The sequence below is a fragment of the Leucobacter salsicius M1-8 genome, assembly GCF_000350525.1.
Classification (GTDB): Bacteria; Actinomycetota; Actinomycetes; order Actinomycetales; family Microbacteriaceae; genus Leucobacter; species Leucobacter salsicius.
This window is the reverse complement of sequence record NZ_AOCN01000007.1, coordinates 50,618-67,288: the sequence shown is the minus strand read 5'-3', so window position 1 is coordinate 67,288 and position 16,671 is coordinate 50,618. Positions and strand designations below refer to the sequence as shown.

Genomic DNA, 16,671 nt, shown 5'->3' with positions numbered 1-16,671 from the left:
TGCGGGGTCTTGGGGTGCAGGCCACCGTAGACTGCTGAGCATACGGTGCACTACCGCGCACCAATTGTGACGTGTGACGAGGAGTGGTTGTGGCAGCTGGGGCATCGAACGGGCAGCAGGGCGGCGCGCTCTCGGGAATTCGGGTCGCCGACTTCTCACGGGTACTCGCGGGGCCGCACGCCACCATGATCCTCGCCGACCTGGGCGCAGATGTGATCAAGATCGAAAGCCCCGAGGGCGACGGGACCCGGCAATGGAACCCGCCGACCAACGCGATTGGTCAGAGCACCTACTTCGCGGGCGTCAACCGCGGCAAACGCTCGGTCGTGTGCGACCTGCGCGCCCCCGAGGGAATGCAGCGTGCGCGCGAGCTCGCCGCCACGGCCGACGTCGTCATCGAGAACTTTAAGCCCGGCACCATGGACCGCTTCGGGCTCGGCTACGAAACGGTTGCAGCCGCGAACCCGGGCGTCGTGTACTGCTCGATCTCGGGCTTCGGTGACGAGGCAGGCAAGGATCTGCCGGGCTACGACCTGCTTGTACAGGCCGTCGGCGGCCTCATGAGCATCACAGGCCAGTCCGATGCTGACGGTGGCGAGCCCAACAAGGTGGGCGTCGCGCTCGTCGACATCCTCACGGGCCTCAACTCGGTGATCGGTATCCAGGCCGCACTGCGCGCCCGCGACACTGAAGGCTCGGGGTCGTTTGGCGCGGGACAGCACGTCAAGGTGACGCTGCTCGGCTCGCTCCTGTCGGCCCTCGCCAACCAGGCGTCGTCAACTCTCGAGACCGGGGTCTCGCCCACACGCATGGGCAACGCACACCCGTCGATCGCGCCGTACGAGACGTTCCACGCCGCCGACCAGTCCCTCGCTCTCGCGGTCGGAACTGACGGCCAGTTCGCGCGCCTGTGCGAGGTGATCGGCGCCCCCGAGCTCGCCACTGATGAGCGGTTCGCAAACAACCCGGCCCGCGTCGCCAATCGTGTGGCGCTGCGGTCGGCCCTCGAAACCAAACTGAGTACCCGTCCCGCGCAGGAGTGGATCGATGCCTTCACCACCGCCAACATTCCGGCTGGTCGAGTCAACACGATCGGGCAGGCATTCGACCTGGCCGAGTCGCTCGGCCTCGGCACGATCGCCCGCACGGAGGCGACCGCGCCCGACGGTTCCAGCCAGACGCTGAGCTCGGTGGCGCTGCCCATTTCGCTGTCGCGCACCCCCGCCACCTACCACGCGCCGCCGCCCAACGTGGGCGAGCATCAAGACGCCAAGTGGCGTGATCGCTAGGCGATCCGGCCCCTGAAATTTAGTCACCCCAAGCTTCATTTTTTGCCCCGAACTTCTCAGAGTAAGGAACCCACATGACCACGATTGACCAGCTCTTCGACGTTGCAGACTATGTCACCGAGGAGGAGCGCGAGTGGCAGCTAAAGGCTCGCGAGTTCGCGCAGACCAAGATCCAGCCGATCATTGACGACGCCTTTGAAGAGCGACGCCTGCCCGTCGAGCTGTTGCCCGCCGTTGGAGAGTTCGGTGCGTTCGGCATGTACATGAACGGATACGGGCTGAAAGGTGCGTCCTCGGTGGCGTACGGCCTCGTTGCGATGGAGTTTGAAGCCGTTGACTCGGGTTTTCGTACCGCACTGTCGGTGCAGGGATCGCTCGCAATGGGCGCGATTTACAAGTTCGGTTCAGAAGAGCAGAAGCAGCGCTGGCTCCCCGCGATGGGGCGCGGCGAAGCAATCGGCTTCTTCGGGCTGACCGAGCCGCAGGGCGGCTCCGACCCCAACACGATGATCACCACCGCGCGCCGCGAGGGCGACCAGTGGGTGCTCAACGGCAAGAAGCGCTGGATCGGGCTCGCCACGATCGCGCAGGTCGGCGTGATCTGGGCCAAGGACGAGGAGGGAATCGTGCGCGGCTTCGTCGTGCCGACCGATACCCCGGGCTTCGAAGCGCGCGCGATCGAGAACAAGCTGTCGATGCGTGCATCGCTGCAGACCGAGATCGATCTGAATGATGTGCGGCTGCCCCTCGACGCGATCCTGCCCGGATCGAAGGGGCTTTCGTCGCCGTTCAAGTGCCTCAACGAGGCGCGCTACGGCATCGCCTGGGGCGTCATGGGTGCCGCGCGCTCGTGCCTCGAGGCCGCGGTCGAGCGCTCGCAGACCCGCCAGGTATTTGGTGCCCCGATCGGCGGCAAGCAGCTCATCCAGGGCCAGCTCGCCGACATGTTTCTCGAGTACCAGAAGGGCCTGCTGCTCGCGCTGCACCTCGGTCGACTCAAGGACGCGGGCACGCTTCCGCACGCGCAGATTTCGGTGGGCAAGCTCAACAACGTGCGCGAGGCCATCAAGATTGCCGGCACCTGCCGCGCGATCCTGGGTGGCGACGGCATCACCTCTGACTTCCCCGTGATGCGCCACATGGCGAACCTCGAATCCGTGCGCACCTACGAGGGCACCGACGAGGTGCACCAGCTCGTGATCGGTCGCGAGCTCACAGGTATCGCTGCGTTCTAATTCGCACTGTTCCGAACTGCCCCGCGTCGCTCCCTCGAGGAAGCGACGCGGGGCAGTTCGCGTTGCTTGGGTCGATGGCCCGTTTCGCGCGTCGGGAGTAGGGCGCGTTTGATAGGGTTTTATTAGAACTAAAGGAAGCGGTGTCCCGTGCTGATCCGGATCGACGAAGCTAGCGAGCGGCCTATCTATGCGCAGATCGCCGATTCCGTGCGCGGTGACATGCTCGCCGGGCGCATCGAGCAGGGCACGGTACTGCCGCCCGCGCGCGAGGTCGCGACCGGGCTGGGCGCGAACGTGCACACGGTGCTGCGCGCGTATCAGCTGCTGCGCGACGAGGGACTTGTCGACCTGAAGCGCCGCCGCGGCGCCGTGGTCACTGAGGCCGTGACCCACCTCACCGAGTTGAATGGCGACATTGATGCCCTCGTCGAGCGCGCGCGTGCGCGAGGCATTAGTGCTGAGGCCCTCGCCGCGATGGTGTCCGTGCGCGCGAGTGCCGCGCAGCGTCAACACCTGGCGTAGTTGATTGCAACCCAATACGAACATGACCAGCACGAGCCACGGAGGCTACGACGCATGAACGAACTGCACCGACACCCGCACCACCCGGGTGCCAGTGAAGCATCCCAGGGCCGGTCAAGCTCGACCAACCGACCGCTTCCTCCGGAGCATGTCGGCCTCAGTGATGAAGAGCTCGTCGCACTGCGCCGGGCGAAGGTGTCCGCGATCGTGGTGGGGCTCGTGCTGCCGATGGCCGCCGCAATCACCGCGACCATTCTGCTCATCACGTGGCTACCGTTCACTCCCAACCCGATTGCTACCCAGTGGTCGGGAGACGAGCCCACCAGCTTTATGAGTGCGGGCGTCAACATTGCCATGGTGGGCGGCTTGAGCGGCGGGCTGGGACTGCTCATCGGGTCGCTCGCGGTGTTTGGGTCGGGTAAGGGTTCGATTGCAGTGTGGTCAGCCCTCAATCGCCTCCTCGCTGCGATGTCACTCGGGCTCTCCGTCAGCATTTCACTCATGGGGGTGCTCAGTACTCACATGCAGCTGGGGCTCGCGGACGCGCGCGACGCGGGGAGTATTGGCGGGGCCCTGGGACTCGCATTCGGCATTGGGATCGGGCTGGGAGCAGTCGGGTACTTCGTGCAACCCAAGGTATACATCTCGGGCGGGGAAGGTGCCCCCGCCGACGCTGTGCCGCTCGCGACAACTGAACGCGCGGTGTGGGTGGGCACGGTGCGACCGTCTCGAAGCTTGATCATCGTGTTGGGCGTGGCTCTGGCTGCACTCGCGATGGGTACGGTCACGGCTTGGATTGCGCAGACGGAGCCCATCGCGACCTGGATCATGACGGGAGTGACCGCGCTCGTCTTGCTGCTCAGCACCTGCTCGCTGTGGTTTCGCGTGCGCATCGACGTTGCCGGACTCGAAGCCCGGTCGGTGGCGGGCTGGCCCGTGTTTCGCGTCCCCGCTGCTGACGTGGCACACGCCGCGAGCAGCCACATCTCGCCCCTCGGTGATTTCGGCGGGTGGGGAATGCGGTGGGCACCCGGTCGGTTCGGTCTCGTGATGCGCTCGGGGGAAGGGCTCATCATTTCGCGACGAGATGGCCGTATTTTCGCCTTGACGGTGGACGACTCCGAGACCGCGGCGGGGCTGCTCGAAACTTACGCGAGTCACAGTAATAACGCAGGGGAAGAATCATGACGCATCAGACCACCGACCCGAACGCTCCCGCCCAGACAACGCGCCTTCAGCGGGTGCCCTGGCTCGCGGTCGCGCTGTTCGTGGGACTCGCCTACGGGCTTGCCTGGCTCGTCACGATGCCCCTGTGGCAGGCTGACCCCGCAGCGGCGAGTACTCCATTGCTCGCAGGGCTGCTCGCTCCCGTGATGATGCTCACCCCCGGGATCGCGGCGCTGGTGGTCGTGTTTCTGGCTCGCACGCCCCGCACGGCTCGCGCGCGCTTTCTCGGCCTGTGGCCGCTGCGGCCAGCGAAGCGCGTGGTGTGGATGACGGTCGCGGCACTCTTTGGCACCCTGGCAATCGGGTTTGTGACCGTCGGGGTCGCTGCACTCGCGGGTTGGGTCACCCTAGATCTCGTGAACTTCTCGGGCTTCGCGGCCCTCAATGAGGCCGCCCTGCCAGACGGCATGGACCCGGGAATTCTGCCCCCACCCGCGCTGCTGATCGCGATTCAACTGGCGATGCTGCCGCTCGGCGCGGTGCTCAATTCATTGCTTGCCCTGGGCGAAGAACTCGGGTGGCGCGGCTGGTTATTGCCTGCCCTGCGCCCGCTCGGCACCTGGCCCGCGCTCGCACTGAGCGGCGCGATCTGGGGCGTCTGGCACGCGCCCCTCACTCTGCTCGGCCACAACTATGGCCTGTTCGACTGGCGGGGAGTGGCCCTGATGACGGTGAACTGTGTGCTCTGGGGCGTGCTGTTCGGGTGGCTTCGGCTGCGCACTGGATCAGTGTGGCCAGCGGTCTTTGCGCACGGCGCCCTCAACGCCGTGGGCAACGTGACACTGCTCTTTGTGGCGGCGGGAGGAGAGCTTCGCCCCGAACTCGCCAGCGTTGTGGGTGCGGCGGGTTGGATCGTCGTGGCGGTCGTCATTGCGGTGCTCGCCCTTACTCGGCAGTTTGCCAAGCAGCCGGAGCTTTCCTAGGCGCGCTCTCCCGGGCTGTCCCCGTACCCCGGATCAGTCTTTCTGGGGGAACCACCAGTCGGGAAGAATTCTGGTGACCGAGGCAACGAGTACCGTGGTGTCGGTTTCCCCGGACTGCAGCCAGGTGTACACCGCACCGACGAGACCTGCGCCAAAGAAGCCCGAGACGATATCGATGTCATAGTCGCCAGTGCAGTGAAGATCGGCGGCCCGCTTCTCAAGGAACATCTTGATGGTGGCGGCGAAATGTTCGCTGAGTGCCCAGGGCACCGCGCCGTCGTCCTTCGCCGAAACGCTGAGTTCGTACAGGCGATGGTGCCGCGACACGTGTTCGAGAATCAGATCGAGACCGTGCACGAGTGCGTCGGGGCTATTGCAGCTGCCCTCTTCCTGCCGAGCGAGAACTGCCTCGCGCGTAAGGTCTAGCTCGCTTTGCAAGGCCTCGCCCAGCGCCTCCGCCGGGCTCGCGTAGTGCTTGTAGAACGTGACACGATTGATGTCAGCAGCTGCTGCAAGCTCTGAAACGGTGATCTCAGTGACGGGCTTCTGGGAGGCGAGTTCGAGGATCGCTGAGCGCAACGATGCGCGGGTGCGAACAATTCTTGCGTCGGTCATGCACTAACCATAACGCCGCAACCTGATGTATCGAAGCTACAACTGTCATCGGCAACAGTTGTGGTGTTCACTCAGGGGATTCTGGTGAGTTCCGTGATCCGGTCGGCGGCGTGCGGGTACCGTAGCTGCAGCGCCTCACGGTCGCCCAACTCGAAGCCATTCCAGTCGAATGGAGGGGACATCGTGGTGCCGACGAGGCTCCACGAACCAGAGGAACTCGAACCCTGCATGACACCGGGCCCTACGACCAGCTGGGGGCGTTGCCCCGCCGCGAGGTCGGGTCCGAGGACGGGCTCCTCGACCCGTCCATCGGGGTGCAACAGCAGCAGCTGGAGCGGGGCGCCCGCGTACCAGTGGTACACCTCGACCGACCCAAGTGCGTGCAGCCCCGAGAAATCGGGGTCGGCGAGCAGGTAGTAAATCGCACTGGAGTGCTCGTCGAGATGCATCTGGCGAAACAGTCCGCCCTCATGCTCGAGTGGCTCGAGCCCCAAGAGCTCGACCAGGCGTGCTGCCTCGGCGGGTAGTGGCGCGCTACCGGATGATGTCACTGCCGAATCCTCGATCACGCGAGCGCCGCCTCACGGGGCTTGCGGAACCGACGGCTCGTGAAGATGAGCACCAGCAGCGTCACCACGTAGGGGGCTGCGTCGGTGAGCTGCGGCGGCAAGCCAAAGATCTGCAGCCTGAACCCGATGGCGTCAGCAAAGCCAAACAGCACGGCTGCTCCGAGCACGCCGACGGGGTGTGCCCGCGCGAGCATGACCGCGACGACGGCGATCCAGCCGCGGCCGGCCGACATGTTCTCGGTGAACAACACGACGTTGCCGAGCGCGAGCTGGGCGCCACCGAGGCCCGCGAGAGCGCCCGAGGCGATCACAGCGCCGAGCTGGTAACGCTCGGGCTTCACGCCGAGGGTGGCCGCGGCGAGCGGACGCTCGCCGACGCCACGCAGGCGCATGCCGATCGGCATGCGAAACAGCATGATCCAGAGCGCCGGCACGAGCAGCAGCGCGAGATAGCCGAGCGGGGTGAGCGAGAACAGCGCACCCAGCACCGGAATATCAGAGAGGAACGGAATCTCCCACTTGGGGATGCCCACGATGCCGGGATCCTGGAATACACCCTGCACGTCAAAGATCGCGACGAGCAGGAAGCTCGTCATGCCCACGGCCAGAATGTTCATGGCGATGGCGAGCACGATCGGGTCGCCCTTGCGGTACACCGCGCCGTAGCCCAGAATCACCGAGAACAGGGCACCCGCCAGCATTGCTGCAAGCACGCCCATCACCCAGTTGTGGGTAAAGAACGACGCCGCGACGCCGCAGAACGCGCCGATCAGGATCATGCCTTCGAGGCCGATGTTGAAGATACCCGCGCGCTCGGCAATCATGCCGCCCAGTGCGGCGAGCAGAATCGGGATCAGTGCGCTCAGGATCGTCGTAAAGAGATCCTCATTGAACATATCGAGGAAGCTCATCGTGCGGACTCCTTCGATGCGGGGGACTCGGGGCTTGCGGCCGCAGCCGGGCTCGCGGGCTCGGGGAGGGGCGGGGCTTCGCGATCCGGATCATTGCCCGCATCGCCACGCTTCTTGCGCATGTTGGGCAGGCCTACGCGGAAAGCGAGCAGAATGATGACGAGTGCCTGAATGACCGCGGAAATCTGGGGCGACAGGCCCAGCTCGCGGCCCATCGCGTCACTGCCCACCATGATCGCGGCGAAGAAGAGACCAGCAATCGCGGTTCCCACCGGGCGGTAGAGGGCGAGCAGCGTCACGAGCAGCGCGGTCCACGCGTAGTTCGTCTGCACGATGTAGCCCTCGAGCAGGCGCGTGGACGGTGCGCCGATGACGAGCATCATGCCGAACATGCCGGCGAGGCCGCCCGAGAACGCCATCGTGCGGGTGACGAGCGGGGCGGGCTTCACGCCGCTGTAGCGGGCGAACTCGGCGTTCTGGCCGCTGACGCCCGACTCAAAGCCGAAGCGGGTGCGCTGGTTCATGAAAATGACGCCGAGCAGCACAACGATGAGTACGACGAGCGACCAGTTGACGCTCGTGAGCACCGAGGTGATCGGGTTCGTGGGGCCAAACGTGTTGCGCAGGGTCTCGGCGAACGCCGAGTCGCGGGGCACCAGCATCGACAGCTGCACCTCGGGGCGCACCTGCTCGCTCGCGATGAGATCGGACGCGGGCTCATCGAGCTTGAATCTGATGAGCCACGACGAGAAGAAGCGTGCGGGGTAGTTCATGAGCAGTGAGGAGAGCAGGATCGGCACGCCCATGCGGTTCTCAAGCAGTGCGGCGATCATTCCCCAGGCGGCGCCAGCGGCGATCGCGGCGATGAACGCGAGCGGCAGGATGAGCAGCGCGGGGCCGGGCACGTAGATCGCGACGATGCCGCCCGCGAGCGCACCGAGGCCAGCCTGGCCCTCGGTGCCCAGGTTGAGTACGCCGGCGCGGAAGGCTATGGCGAGCGCGAGGCCGATGCCGATGATCGGGATCGCACGCGTGATGGTGGTGGCGATGCCGGGGCCCGTGCCGAACGAGCCCTGGAACATTGCCACGTAGCCGGTGAACGGGTCGACGCCGGCGATGAGCATGAAGCACGCGCCAATGACGAGGGCAAGCACCACCGAAATGGGGATGGGGCCAGCGAACCAACGGCCCACTGAGGTGAGCTGTTTCATCGTGCGTCTCCGTTCGCGAGGGCACCCGGACGGTGCTGGGGCTCGGGCTTGTGGCCCGCCATGTACAGACCGAGGAGCGCCTCGGTGGCCTCTTCCTTGGGCAGCTCGGCGGCGATGCGGCCTTCAAACATGACGAGGATGCGCGAGGAGAGCGACATGATCTCGCTCAGCTCGGCAGAGATCAGCAGCAGCGCGCCGCCGCCGTCACGGTACTCGCACAGCTCGCGGTGAATCGACTCGATCGCACCGACGTCGACGCCGCGCGTGGGCTGCTCAGCGATGAGCAGCGGGGAGCCGTAGTCGAGCTCGCGGGCGACGACGACCTTCTGCAGATTGCCACCCGACAACGTGCCCACGGGGGTCGCGGGGCTCGCGATCTTGACTCCGAAGCGCTTGATGAGGCGCTGGGCATGCTCGAGCATCGCACCCCGCGAGAGCAGACCGCGCTGCAGGATCGGGGCCGCGCGGTGATGGCCGAGAGCGAGGTTATCGACGGCCGTGGCTGTGCCGGCGCTGCCGACTCCGTGCCGGTCCTCGGGCACGTAGGCGATGCCGGCGTCGCGGCGCTGCGCGATCGAATTCTTCGACAGGTTGTTGCCCTTGAGAGTGACCGATCCGCTGGCGGTGGACCGCATGCCAATGATCGCCTCAGCGAGTTCGACCTGGCCGTTGCCTGCCACACCGGCGATGCCGACGACCTCGCCGGCCCGCACCTGCAGGGACGCATTGTCGACGTTGGGGCGGTCGCCGGGGGAATCCTGCACGGTGACGCGGTCGACGTCGAGGATGATCTCGCCCGGCGCAAGTGCGGGCGGCGGCGTCGACAGGTCGACGTCACGGCCGGTCATGTGGCGGGTGATCTCGGCAGGGGAGCTGTCGGCGGTGACGAGCTGGGCCACATTGCGGCCGTCGCGTAGCACGGTGACGCGGTCGGAGATCGCCATGACCTCGTTGAGCTTGTGCGTGATGAGAATGATCGTGCGGCCATCGGCCTTGAGGGCGCGCAGCACGTCGAACAGATTCTCGGTCTCCTGCGGGGTGAGCACGGCGGTGGGCTCATCGAGGATCAGCACGCGGGCATCGCGGTACAGAGCCTTGACGATCTCGACGCGCTGCAGCACACCAACGGGAACCGAGCTCACGCGCGCAGTGGGGTCGAGCGAGAGGCCGTAACGGTCCGCAATCTCGCGCACGCGCTCGTTGGCTGCCTTACGGTCGATTAGACCGTACTTCGTCGGCTCGTTGCGAAACACCACGTTTTCGGCGATCGTGAGCGACGGGAAAAGCTTGAAGGACTGGAACACCATGCCGATACCGGCATCGATGGCGCCCTGCGGCGAGCTGAAGTGGACCTTCTCGCCACGAATATAGATCTCGCCCTCGTCGGGCTGATACACGCCAGCGAGCTGCGACATCAGGATCGACTTGCCAGCGCCGTTCTCACCCATGAGGGCGTGAATCTCGCCGGTCTCGACCTCGAAGTCGACGTTGTCGTCGGCGAGTACGCCGGGGAAACGTTTAGTGATGCCGCGCATCGAAATTTCGGCGGTCATCCGCGCTCCTTCGGTGAGGTGTGAGTGTGGTGCAACTGTGGGGCGCGCTCAAGTGAGCGCGCCCCACAGTCAGCAGGTTATGCCAGCGGGTCGGTAACCGCTACCTTGCCAGCAACGATATCGTCGCGCATCTGGGTAACCTTCTCGACAACGTCGGGGCTGTCCATGACGGTGCACTGCGAGTCAGCTGCACCCTCGTCGAGGCTGACGATCGTCATGCCCTCTTCCTTGAGGCCGAACGAGGTGGTTGCGTCCTTCGAGGTCACTCCGTCCATGATCTCGCCGACAACGGTCTCAACGACACGGTTGACCGACTTGATGCTGCCGTCAACGACGAAACCGGGAGCCATGCCACACTGGTTCGTGTCAACGCCGTACGCCGAGAAACCCTTCTCGGCTGCAGCCTCCATGATGCCACCGTTTGCGGCAGCACCCACAGCGAAGACCTCGTCAACGCCGGTGCCCGAGTAGGCAATTGCCTGCTCCTTGGCGCGCGCGGTGTCAGCGAATGCGTTCTCGCCACCGATGACCTGCGGGGCAATGACCTCAACCTTGTCGTTGGAAGCCTTGGCACCCTCGGCGAAGCCAGCGGTGTACTTGCTGAGCAGCGGAATATCGAGCGAGATGATCGAGCCAACCTTGTTCGCCTCGGTCAGCAGCCCGGCCTCGTAGCCGAGGAGGTACGAGGGCTCCTGCTCGCGGAAGGTTGCCTGGTACAGGTTCTCGGGAGCACCCTCGACCTCGGTGTCGATCAGCAGGAACTTCTGCTGGGGGTTAGCTTCAGCGAGCTCGTTTGCCATGTCAGCAAACTGGAAACCGAGCATCACGATGACCTCGGGCGCCTGCGAGATCGCCGACTCGAGGTTGGTGCGACGCGTTGCGTCGTCCTTCGACTCGTACGTCTTGGACGTGCCCTCGAACTGCTCTGCAACCGAGTCGATACCGATCTTGCCCGACTTCAGAAACTCGTTCTGGCCGATCGGGTCGCTCGTGATGTAGATGAACTGGGGGCCCGCAGCGTTGCTCGCACCCTCGTCGCCAGCGCCTCCGCCGGAGCAAGACGTCAGGAGCAGGGCACCAGCTGCGGCACCTGCGACGAGCGCCGCACGCGTGCGGCTCTTGGTAAAGAACATGGATATTCCTTTCGGGAAATACAAAGGGGAATGAAGTGAAGCTTATGAGCGCAGCGCGCCGAGGGGAACCGTCGAGAGAGATTCGCCCTTGCCCGGCAGGATGATCCGGCGCTCGGTAACGATCGCCGTGATGAGTTCGTGCGGGGTGACATCGAACGCCGGGTTGACGGCCGTCGTGCCCTCGGGCGCGGTGGTGACGCCGCCGAAGCCGACGACCTCGGCCGAACCGCGGTCCTCGATCTCGATGTCCATGCCGGTCGCGGTCGACATGTCGACCGTCGACTCGGGTGCGACAACGATGAAGGGCACGCCCGCGTGCTTCGCCGCGAGGGCGAGCGAGAACGAGCCGATCTTGTTGGCGGAGTCGCCGTTGGCCGCGATGCGGTCGGCGCCGATGAAGACGGCGTCAGCGATCCCGCGCGAGAGCAGGAAGGGGCCAGCCGAGTCGATGAGGAGGCGGAAGGGAGCCTCCATGCGCGTCAGTTCCCAGGCGGTGAGGCGCGCGCCCTGCAGCAGCGGGCGCGTCTCGAGCGGGAAGGCCTCTTCGAGCGAGCCCTGCTCGAGCAGCGTCTGGATGACACCGAGCGCGGTGCCGCGCTCGACGGTCGCGAGGCTGCCCGTGTTGCAGATCGTCATGACGCGCACGCGATCCTTGCCGGTCAGCTCGCGCGTGAGATCGGCGCCATAGAGACCCATCGACACGCAGGCCGTAATATCTTCGTCCCGGATTGCGATGGCCTCGGCCAGCACAGCCTCGGGGCCGCCCTCAAGCTTGGTGAGCACGCGATCGACACCCCACGAGAGGTTTACCGCGGTGGGGCGTGCCTCACGCAGCAGTGCAGCCTGGCGGCGCACCTCGGCGGTGTCGAACTCCTCGTCGCCGTTTTCGGCGGCGACGCTCTGCGCGATGAGCGCAACGCCAAACGCGCCGGCAACGCCGAGTGCGGGGGCTCCACGCACCGCGAGGCGCTGAATGTCGTCAATGAGAGAGGGCAGCTCGGTGACCCGCAGCAGCTCAACAGTGTGGGGCAGTAGGGTCTGGTCGATCAGCTCGATGGCTCCGTCAACCCAGTCGATCGTGCGCAAGAGGGCTCCTTATGATGTCTTGCCGCGGCAAGGCGTGAGACGCCCCCCGGCACCGATGTCGCAACACTCAAGAGTACCCGACTGGAGCCCCGTGTTGAGCGCGGTGTTCTCAGGATGCCTGATGGTCGCGAAATGGGTGCCCTAAATGTGCGGCCATCAGGGGTTCACGCGCCAGCCCTCAACCGTTCAGGTAGGGCCGCGCGCGGCACTACCGCCCGAGCCGCATCAGGGCGTACGGTGAAGTTATCGGGCACCGCCCGATCGAGGAGGCCAAAAGCCTCGGCACTGCGGCAGCCTCGCCCCACGGGAATTCCTGTAGGAGATCACGATGATGGCACACAAACTCGGTGGCAGCAGTATCGACGGCGGCGGTATCGGCAGCGGCCCTGCCGCGGGGCACACACCCGACCTGTCGAGCGCACCAGACATTGAGAGCACCTGCGAGGCTCACACCACCGAACGCACATACGTCCTCGATACCTCGGTGCTGCTCAGCGATCCGCAGGCACTGTTTCGCTTCGCCGAACACTCAGTCGTGCTTCCCGTCGTAGTGCTTGTTGAGCTCGAGCAGAAGCGGCAGGACCTCGAACTTGGGTACTTCGCGCGGCGGGCGTTGCGCAGCCTCGACGAGCTGCGGGCGAAGCACCTACGGCTCGACTTCCCCGTGCCCGTGGGCGATGCTGGCGGCACGCTGCGCGTCGAGCTCAACCACTCGAGTCTCGAGACGCTGCCGAGCGGGATGCGGCTGGGCGACAACGACACCCGCATCCTCGCGGTCGCGCACAACCTTGCCGCCGAGGGAGCCAACGTGACGGTCGTGTCGAAGGACCTGCCGATGCGGTTGAAGGCGGCCGCCCTCGGGCTCGGGGCCGAGGAGTACCGGGCCGAACTCGCCCACGACGATGCGTACACGGGCACTGTGCAGCTCAACCTCGACGAGGAAGAGATGCGGCTGCTGTGGGAGGCAGAGCGGGTGGACGACGTCGACGCCGCCCGCGGCCTCCCCTTTGGTACGGGGCTTGTTTTGCACTCGCCCCGCGGCTCGGCGCTCGGCCGCGTCGACGGCGACGGGTCGCTGCACCTCGTTCGCGGCGATCTCGAGGTGTTCGGGGTGTCGGGGCGGAGCGCTGAGCAGCGGCTCGCGATCGATCTGCTGCTCGACACCGGGGTCGGGATAGTGTCACTCGGCGGCAACGCCGGCACCGGCAAGTCGGCGCTCGCGCTCGCCGCAGGGCTTGAAGCCGTACTTGAACGGCGCCAGCACAAGAAAGTGATGGTGTTTCGGCCGCTCTACGCGGTGGGCGGCCAAGACCTCGGCTACCTGCCGGGCGACCGCGACGAAAAGATGAACCCGTGGGCGCAGGCGGTGTTCGACACGCTGGGCTCGATCGTTTCCGAGAATGTGCTTGACGAGGTGATGGCGCGCGGGCTCGTGGAGGTGCTGCCGCTCACCCACATTCGTGGGCGTTCGCTGCACGATGCGTTCGTAATCGTGGATGAGGCGCAGTCGCTGGAACGGGGCGTGCTGCTGACGATGCTGTCGCGCATCGGCCAGAACTCCCGGGTGGTGTTGACCCACGATGTGGCGCAGCGCGACAACCTGCGGGTGGGTCGCTACGACGGTATCGCCGCGGTCATCGAGAAGTTGAAGGGGCATCGACTCTTCGGGCATGTGACGCTGACCCGATCGGAGCGCAGCGACATCGCGGCGCTGGTGACGCAGCTCCTCGACTAGCGCGGTGCGCGCACGTTTCCGCCAGTACGTAACCTCCCGGCCAGTACGAAAATTGCGAGATCTTCGTACTGTTTCGGGGGTTTCGTACTGGCGCAGGCTGCTCTGTGCTGCACTCAGCCTGAACAGGCACGCCATGCGTGAGTTATCCACAGAATGGGCGGAGCCGCCCAAATCATGTGCGGCGCGGGTCACACTCGAGGCATGTACATTCCGGATCACATCCAAGAAGTGGAGCGTGCGCTGCTGCGCGCGAGTGCGATCCTTGACGCGGGGTTGTCGCCCCGGGCCCTTGAGCGGGCGGTGGCGGCGGGCGAATACGTGCGCGTAGCCCACGGCTGGTATGCCGACGGGGTTGCTTGGCGCTCGTGGCTCCCCGAGCGGCGGCACTTGGCGGCCGTGCTTGCCGCTCACCACAATGCGGTTACTCCGCCCCTGTTCTCCCACTATTCTGCGGCGGCCTTGCTGGGGCTGCCGCTTTGGGGGTTTCGACTAGGGCGCGTGCATGTGGTCTCGGGGAGGGGTGGGAAATCAAACGCTGCAGTGCTGCGTCATGATCTCGAGATCCCCGCGCACCACACGGGATCAGTCGCCGGGTACTTCTGCACGAACCACGAGCGCACAGTGTTCGACATCGCCCGCATCGCCGACACCGAGACAGCGCTCGGGTGCGCCGATGCCGTGCTGGCGCGGAAGGCCCGCCGTGGCCGGATTGTGGACTCCAACGCGTCGCAGAATTGGGAACACGAGATGGCCGAGCTCCTGGGTGCCATGCCCCGGCACCTGCGCGGGCTCGACCGAGTGCGCCGCATTGTTGAGCTTGCCGACCCTCGGGCCGAGTCGGTACTTGAGAGTGTCAGCAGGTTGCAGTTGCTGAGGCTCGGGTTTGAGCTCGACCTGCAGGTGCCCGTGGCGTCGTCCTCTGGAAGCTACCTCTTCATGGACTTCGAACTGCTGGGCCTTCGGGTGTACGGGGAGAGCGATGGCGACCTCAAATATACGAACCCTGCGCTCAGGGGCGGGCGAAGCGCCGCTGAAATGGTCGTGCGCGAGAAAAAGCGCGACAACTGGGTGAGCGGAAGCACGAACTACCGTATGGTGCACTGGGGTACACGCGAAGCGGGGACGCCCGAAAGACTGCGACGGCTGCTGCAGAGCTTCCACGTGCCAGTGCCGAGGATTCGCTGACCCAGTACGAAACCTCCCGGCCATTACGAAAATTGCGAGATCTTCGTACCGTTTCGGGAGTTTCGTACTGGGGTAACGGTCGCCAATAGTCCCCGCGCTCGGGTCTACGAACCGCAAGCTCCCGAGCGGCTAGGTCATACTGGACTTTTGCCGATTACCTGGTCTCTGGGTCTGAGTTAGCCAATCGCCAGCGAGCGGCAACCGAGTGTGAGGACGTTGTGGGAACGAGAAGTAGTCGCCTGGCCGGTGGCACCGTGTATGTGTTGGTCGCGCTCATCCTCGTCGCGCTGAACCTGCGCATCGCGGTGACCACGGCCGCAGCGCTCCTCGTGCCGCTGCAAGAAATGGGCGCGCTCACCCCGGCTGCTGCAGTGCTCGTCCCGTCGATCCCGACTGCGATCTTCGCGGTCGCAGGTATCGGCACGCCCAGGCTCGCAGCGCGTCTGGGCATTGAGCGCACGATCCGGTGGGGCATGCTGGCGCTCACGACCGGCCTCGCACTGCGCGTGATCGCCGATCCGGTCGCCATTGTGGCGGGCACCGTCATCGCGACCGGGGGCCTCGCGATCGTCAACATTCTGCTGCCCGCGGTGGTCCGCTCGCGCTTCCCCGGCCGGATCGGGCCGGTCACCACGGCCTATTCGATGTCGATGTCGCTCGGCTCTGCGGCGGGGGCCGCAGTTGCCGTCCCAGTGGCCGACTGGTTGGGGTCACCCAACCTGGGGCTCGCGGTTTGGGCCCTGCCGGCCGCTGTCGGGCTGGTCGTGTGGACGTTCGTCTCGCCCACTGCGCCCGCCGCCCCCACGCAGCCCGCTGCGGCGGCGGGCAATGATCCGGATCAGCAGGCCCTCAGCCCACACGCACCCGCGGCACCGAAGCCCGCGGGGCCCAAGCCGCCGCTACCCGCAGGAACCTGGCTGCTCGCCGCGTACTTCGCGATGCAGTCGCTCGTGAGCTACGTCGTGATGGGCTACGTGCCAGCGATCGCGATCGACGCGGGCATCCCCGCAGCGCGCGCTGGGCTACTCCTTGGCATCGCGATGGCGGTGGGCATTCCCGGCACGATCGTGGTCGTGAGTTTCGTGCGCAGTGCGGCCTGGCTGCGGTTTGGGTTTGTGCTGGTCGCGGTCGCGAGCGGGTCGGGCATATTGGGATTCCTGCTCGCCCCCACGTTTGCGCCTGAACTTTGGGCTGCCCTGCTGGGACTGGGGATGTGCGTGTTTCCGCTGGTGCTCGCGCTCATCGCGGGCATGGGGGCCAGCGCGCGCGAGACCTCGCGCGTCTCAGGCCTCGCGCAGTCCGTCGGCTACACGGTCGCGACGCTAGGGCCACTGGGGGCCGGGGCGATGCGGCAGGTCTCCGGATCCTGGACCGAGGTGCTCATCGGCGTCACCGTGCTCATCGCCGTGCAGTGTACCGTCGGGCTGCTGCTGACGCGGGTGCTGGCGCGCACGAAGTACGCGTAGCAGGCGAGCGC

General features: G+C 65.9%; 15 protein-coding genes. 8 read left to right on the top strand and 7 right to left on the bottom strand.

The window, feature by feature from the left end:
* Positions 1-89 precede the first annotated feature (89 nt).
* The 5 genes from C795_RS0101525 to C795_RS0101505 all read left to right on the top strand — a co-directional run bounded on the left by C795_RS0101525 (position 90) and on the right by C795_RS0101505 (position 5,196).
* The gene (locus tag C795_RS0101525; RefSeq protein WP_017791994.1) at positions 90-1,289 is read left to right on the top strand and encodes a CaiB/BaiF CoA transferase family protein; all 1,200 of its coding nucleotides are present in this window, start codon (positions 90-92) and stop codon (positions 1,287-1,289) included.
* A gap of 74 nt (positions 1,290-1,363) precedes the next feature.
* A complete protein-coding gene (locus tag C795_RS0101520; protein WP_017791993.1) occupies positions 1,364-2,524 on the top strand; it encodes an acyl-CoA dehydrogenase family protein in 1,161 nt (386 codons plus the stop codon).
* Positions 2,525-2,671: 147 nt separating this feature from the next.
* Positions 2,672-3,046 carry a GntR family transcriptional regulator gene (locus C795_RS0101515; protein ID WP_017791992.1) on the top strand — a complete coding sequence of 125 codons (375 nt, stop codon included), beginning with the start codon at positions 2,672-2,674 and terminating at the stop codon, positions 3,044-3,046.
* Positions 3,047-3,100: 54 nt separating this feature from the next.
* Positions 3,101-4,234 carry a hypothetical protein gene (locus C795_RS0101510; RefSeq protein ID WP_017791991.1) on the top strand — a complete coding sequence of 378 codons (1,134 nt, stop codon included), beginning with the start codon at positions 3,101-3,103 and terminating at the stop codon, positions 4,232-4,234.
* A complete protein-coding gene (locus tag C795_RS0101505; RefSeq protein ID WP_017791990.1) occupies positions 4,231-5,196 on the top strand; it encodes a CPBP family intramembrane glutamic endopeptidase in 966 nt (321 codons plus the stop codon). The genes C795_RS0101510 and C795_RS0101505 overlap by 4 nt, the downstream gene beginning before the upstream one ends.
* 33 nt (positions 5,197-5,229) lie before the next feature.
* Here the strand turns inward: C795_RS0101505 and C795_RS16395 are convergent, their stop codons facing one another.
* The 7 genes from C795_RS16395 to mtnA form a co-directional block, all read right to left on the bottom strand.
* Positions 5,230-5,811: a TetR/AcrR family transcriptional regulator gene (locus C795_RS16395; protein WP_017791989.1), complete on the bottom strand. Its 582-nt coding sequence runs from the start codon at positions 5,809-5,811 to the stop codon at positions 5,230-5,232.
* Between the two features lie 71 nt (positions 5,812-5,882).
* Positions 5,883-6,362 carry a cupin domain-containing protein gene (locus C795_RS0101495; RefSeq protein ID WP_232225402.1) on the bottom strand — a complete coding sequence of 160 codons (480 nt, stop codon included), beginning with the start codon at positions 6,360-6,362 and terminating at the stop codon, positions 5,883-5,885.
* 14 nt (positions 6,363-6,376) lie between these two features.
* A complete protein-coding gene (locus C795_RS0101490; RefSeq protein ID WP_017791987.1) occupies positions 6,377-7,291 on the bottom strand; it encodes an ABC transporter permease in 915 nt (304 codons plus the stop codon).
* On the bottom strand, positions 7,288-8,502 hold the full coding sequence (locus C795_RS0101485) for an ABC transporter permease (RefSeq protein ID WP_017791986.1): 1,215 nt from the start codon (positions 8,500-8,502) through the stop codon (positions 7,288-7,290). Before C795_RS0101485 ends, C795_RS0101490 begins: the two co-directional genes overlap by 4 nt.
* The gene (locus C795_RS0101480; RefSeq protein WP_017791985.1) at positions 8,499-10,055 is read right to left on the bottom strand and encodes an ABC transporter ATP-binding protein; all 1,557 of its coding nucleotides are present in this window, start codon (positions 10,053-10,055) and stop codon (positions 8,499-8,501) included. Before C795_RS0101480 ends, C795_RS0101485 begins: the two co-directional genes overlap by 4 nt.
* Positions 10,056-10,132: 77 nt before the next feature.
* The gene (locus C795_RS0101475; protein ID WP_017791984.1) at positions 10,133-11,188 is read right to left on the bottom strand and encodes a BMP family ABC transporter substrate-binding protein; all 1,056 of its coding nucleotides are present in this window, start codon (positions 11,186-11,188) and stop codon (positions 10,133-10,135) included.
* A gap of 42 nt (positions 11,189-11,230) precedes the next feature.
* A complete protein-coding gene (gene mtnA, locus C795_RS0101470) occupies positions 11,231-12,274 on the bottom strand; it encodes an S-methyl-5-thioribose-1-phosphate isomerase (protein WP_017791983.1) in 1,044 nt (347 codons plus the stop codon).
* Positions 12,275-12,602: 328 nt separating this feature from the next.
* Between mtnA and C795_RS0101465 the strand changes: the two genes are divergently transcribed.
* From C795_RS0101465 to C795_RS14790, 3 genes are all read left to right on the top strand, one after another.
* Positions 12,603-14,009: a PhoH family protein gene (locus tag C795_RS0101465; RefSeq protein WP_017791982.1), complete on the top strand. Its 1,407-nt coding sequence runs from the start codon at positions 12,603-12,605 to the stop codon at positions 14,007-14,009.
* 201 nt (positions 14,010-14,210) lie between these two features.
* Positions 14,211-15,194 (top strand): type IV toxin-antitoxin system AbiEi family antitoxin domain-containing protein, encoded by a 984-nt coding sequence (locus tag C795_RS0101460; protein WP_157486905.1) that lies wholly within the window; start codon positions 14,211-14,213, stop codon positions 15,192-15,194.
* 218 nt (positions 15,195-15,412) lie between these two features.
* Complete coding sequence (locus tag C795_RS14790) at positions 15,413-16,660, top strand: MFS transporter (RefSeq protein ID WP_157486904.1); 1,248 nt, start codon at positions 15,413-15,415, stop codon at positions 16,658-16,660.
* Positions 16,661-16,671: the final 11 nt, after the last annotated feature.

Coding starts and splice junctions, on each gene's coding strand:
- C795_RS0101520 (WP_017791993.1), top strand. CDS start 1,364: ATGACCACGATTGACCAGCTCTTCGACGTTGCAGACTATGTCACCGAG.
- C795_RS0101480 (WP_017791985.1), bottom strand. CDS start 10,055: ATGACCGCCGAAATTTCGATGCGCGGCATCACTAAACGTTTCCCCGGC.
- C795_RS0101505 (WP_017791990.1), top strand. CDS start 4,231: ATGACGCATCAGACCACCGACCCGAACGCTCCCGCCCAGACAACGCGC.
- C795_RS0101460 (WP_157486905.1), top strand. CDS start 14,211: ATGTACATTCCGGATCACATCCAAGAAGTGGAGCGTGCGCTGCTGCGC.
- C795_RS0101485 (WP_017791986.1), bottom strand. CDS start 8,502: ATGAAACAGCTCACCTCAGTGGGCCGTTGGTTCGCTGGCCCCATCCCC.
- C795_RS16395 (WP_017791989.1), bottom strand. CDS start 5,811: ATGACCGACGCAAGAATTGTTCGCACCCGCGCATCGTTGCGCTCAGCG.
- C795_RS0101490 (WP_017791987.1), bottom strand. CDS start 7,291: ATGAGCTTCCTCGATATGTTCAATGAGGATCTCTTTACGACGATCCTG.
- C795_RS0101510 (WP_017791991.1), top strand. CDS start 3,101: ATGAACGAACTGCACCGACACCCGCACCACCCGGGTGCCAGTGAAGCA.
- C795_RS0101465 (WP_017791982.1), top strand. CDS start 12,603: ATGATGGCACACAAACTCGGTGGCAGCAGTATCGACGGCGGCGGTATC.
- C795_RS0101475 (WP_017791984.1), bottom strand. CDS start 11,188: ATGTTCTTTACCAAGAGCCGCACGCGTGCGGCGCTCGTCGCAGGTGCC.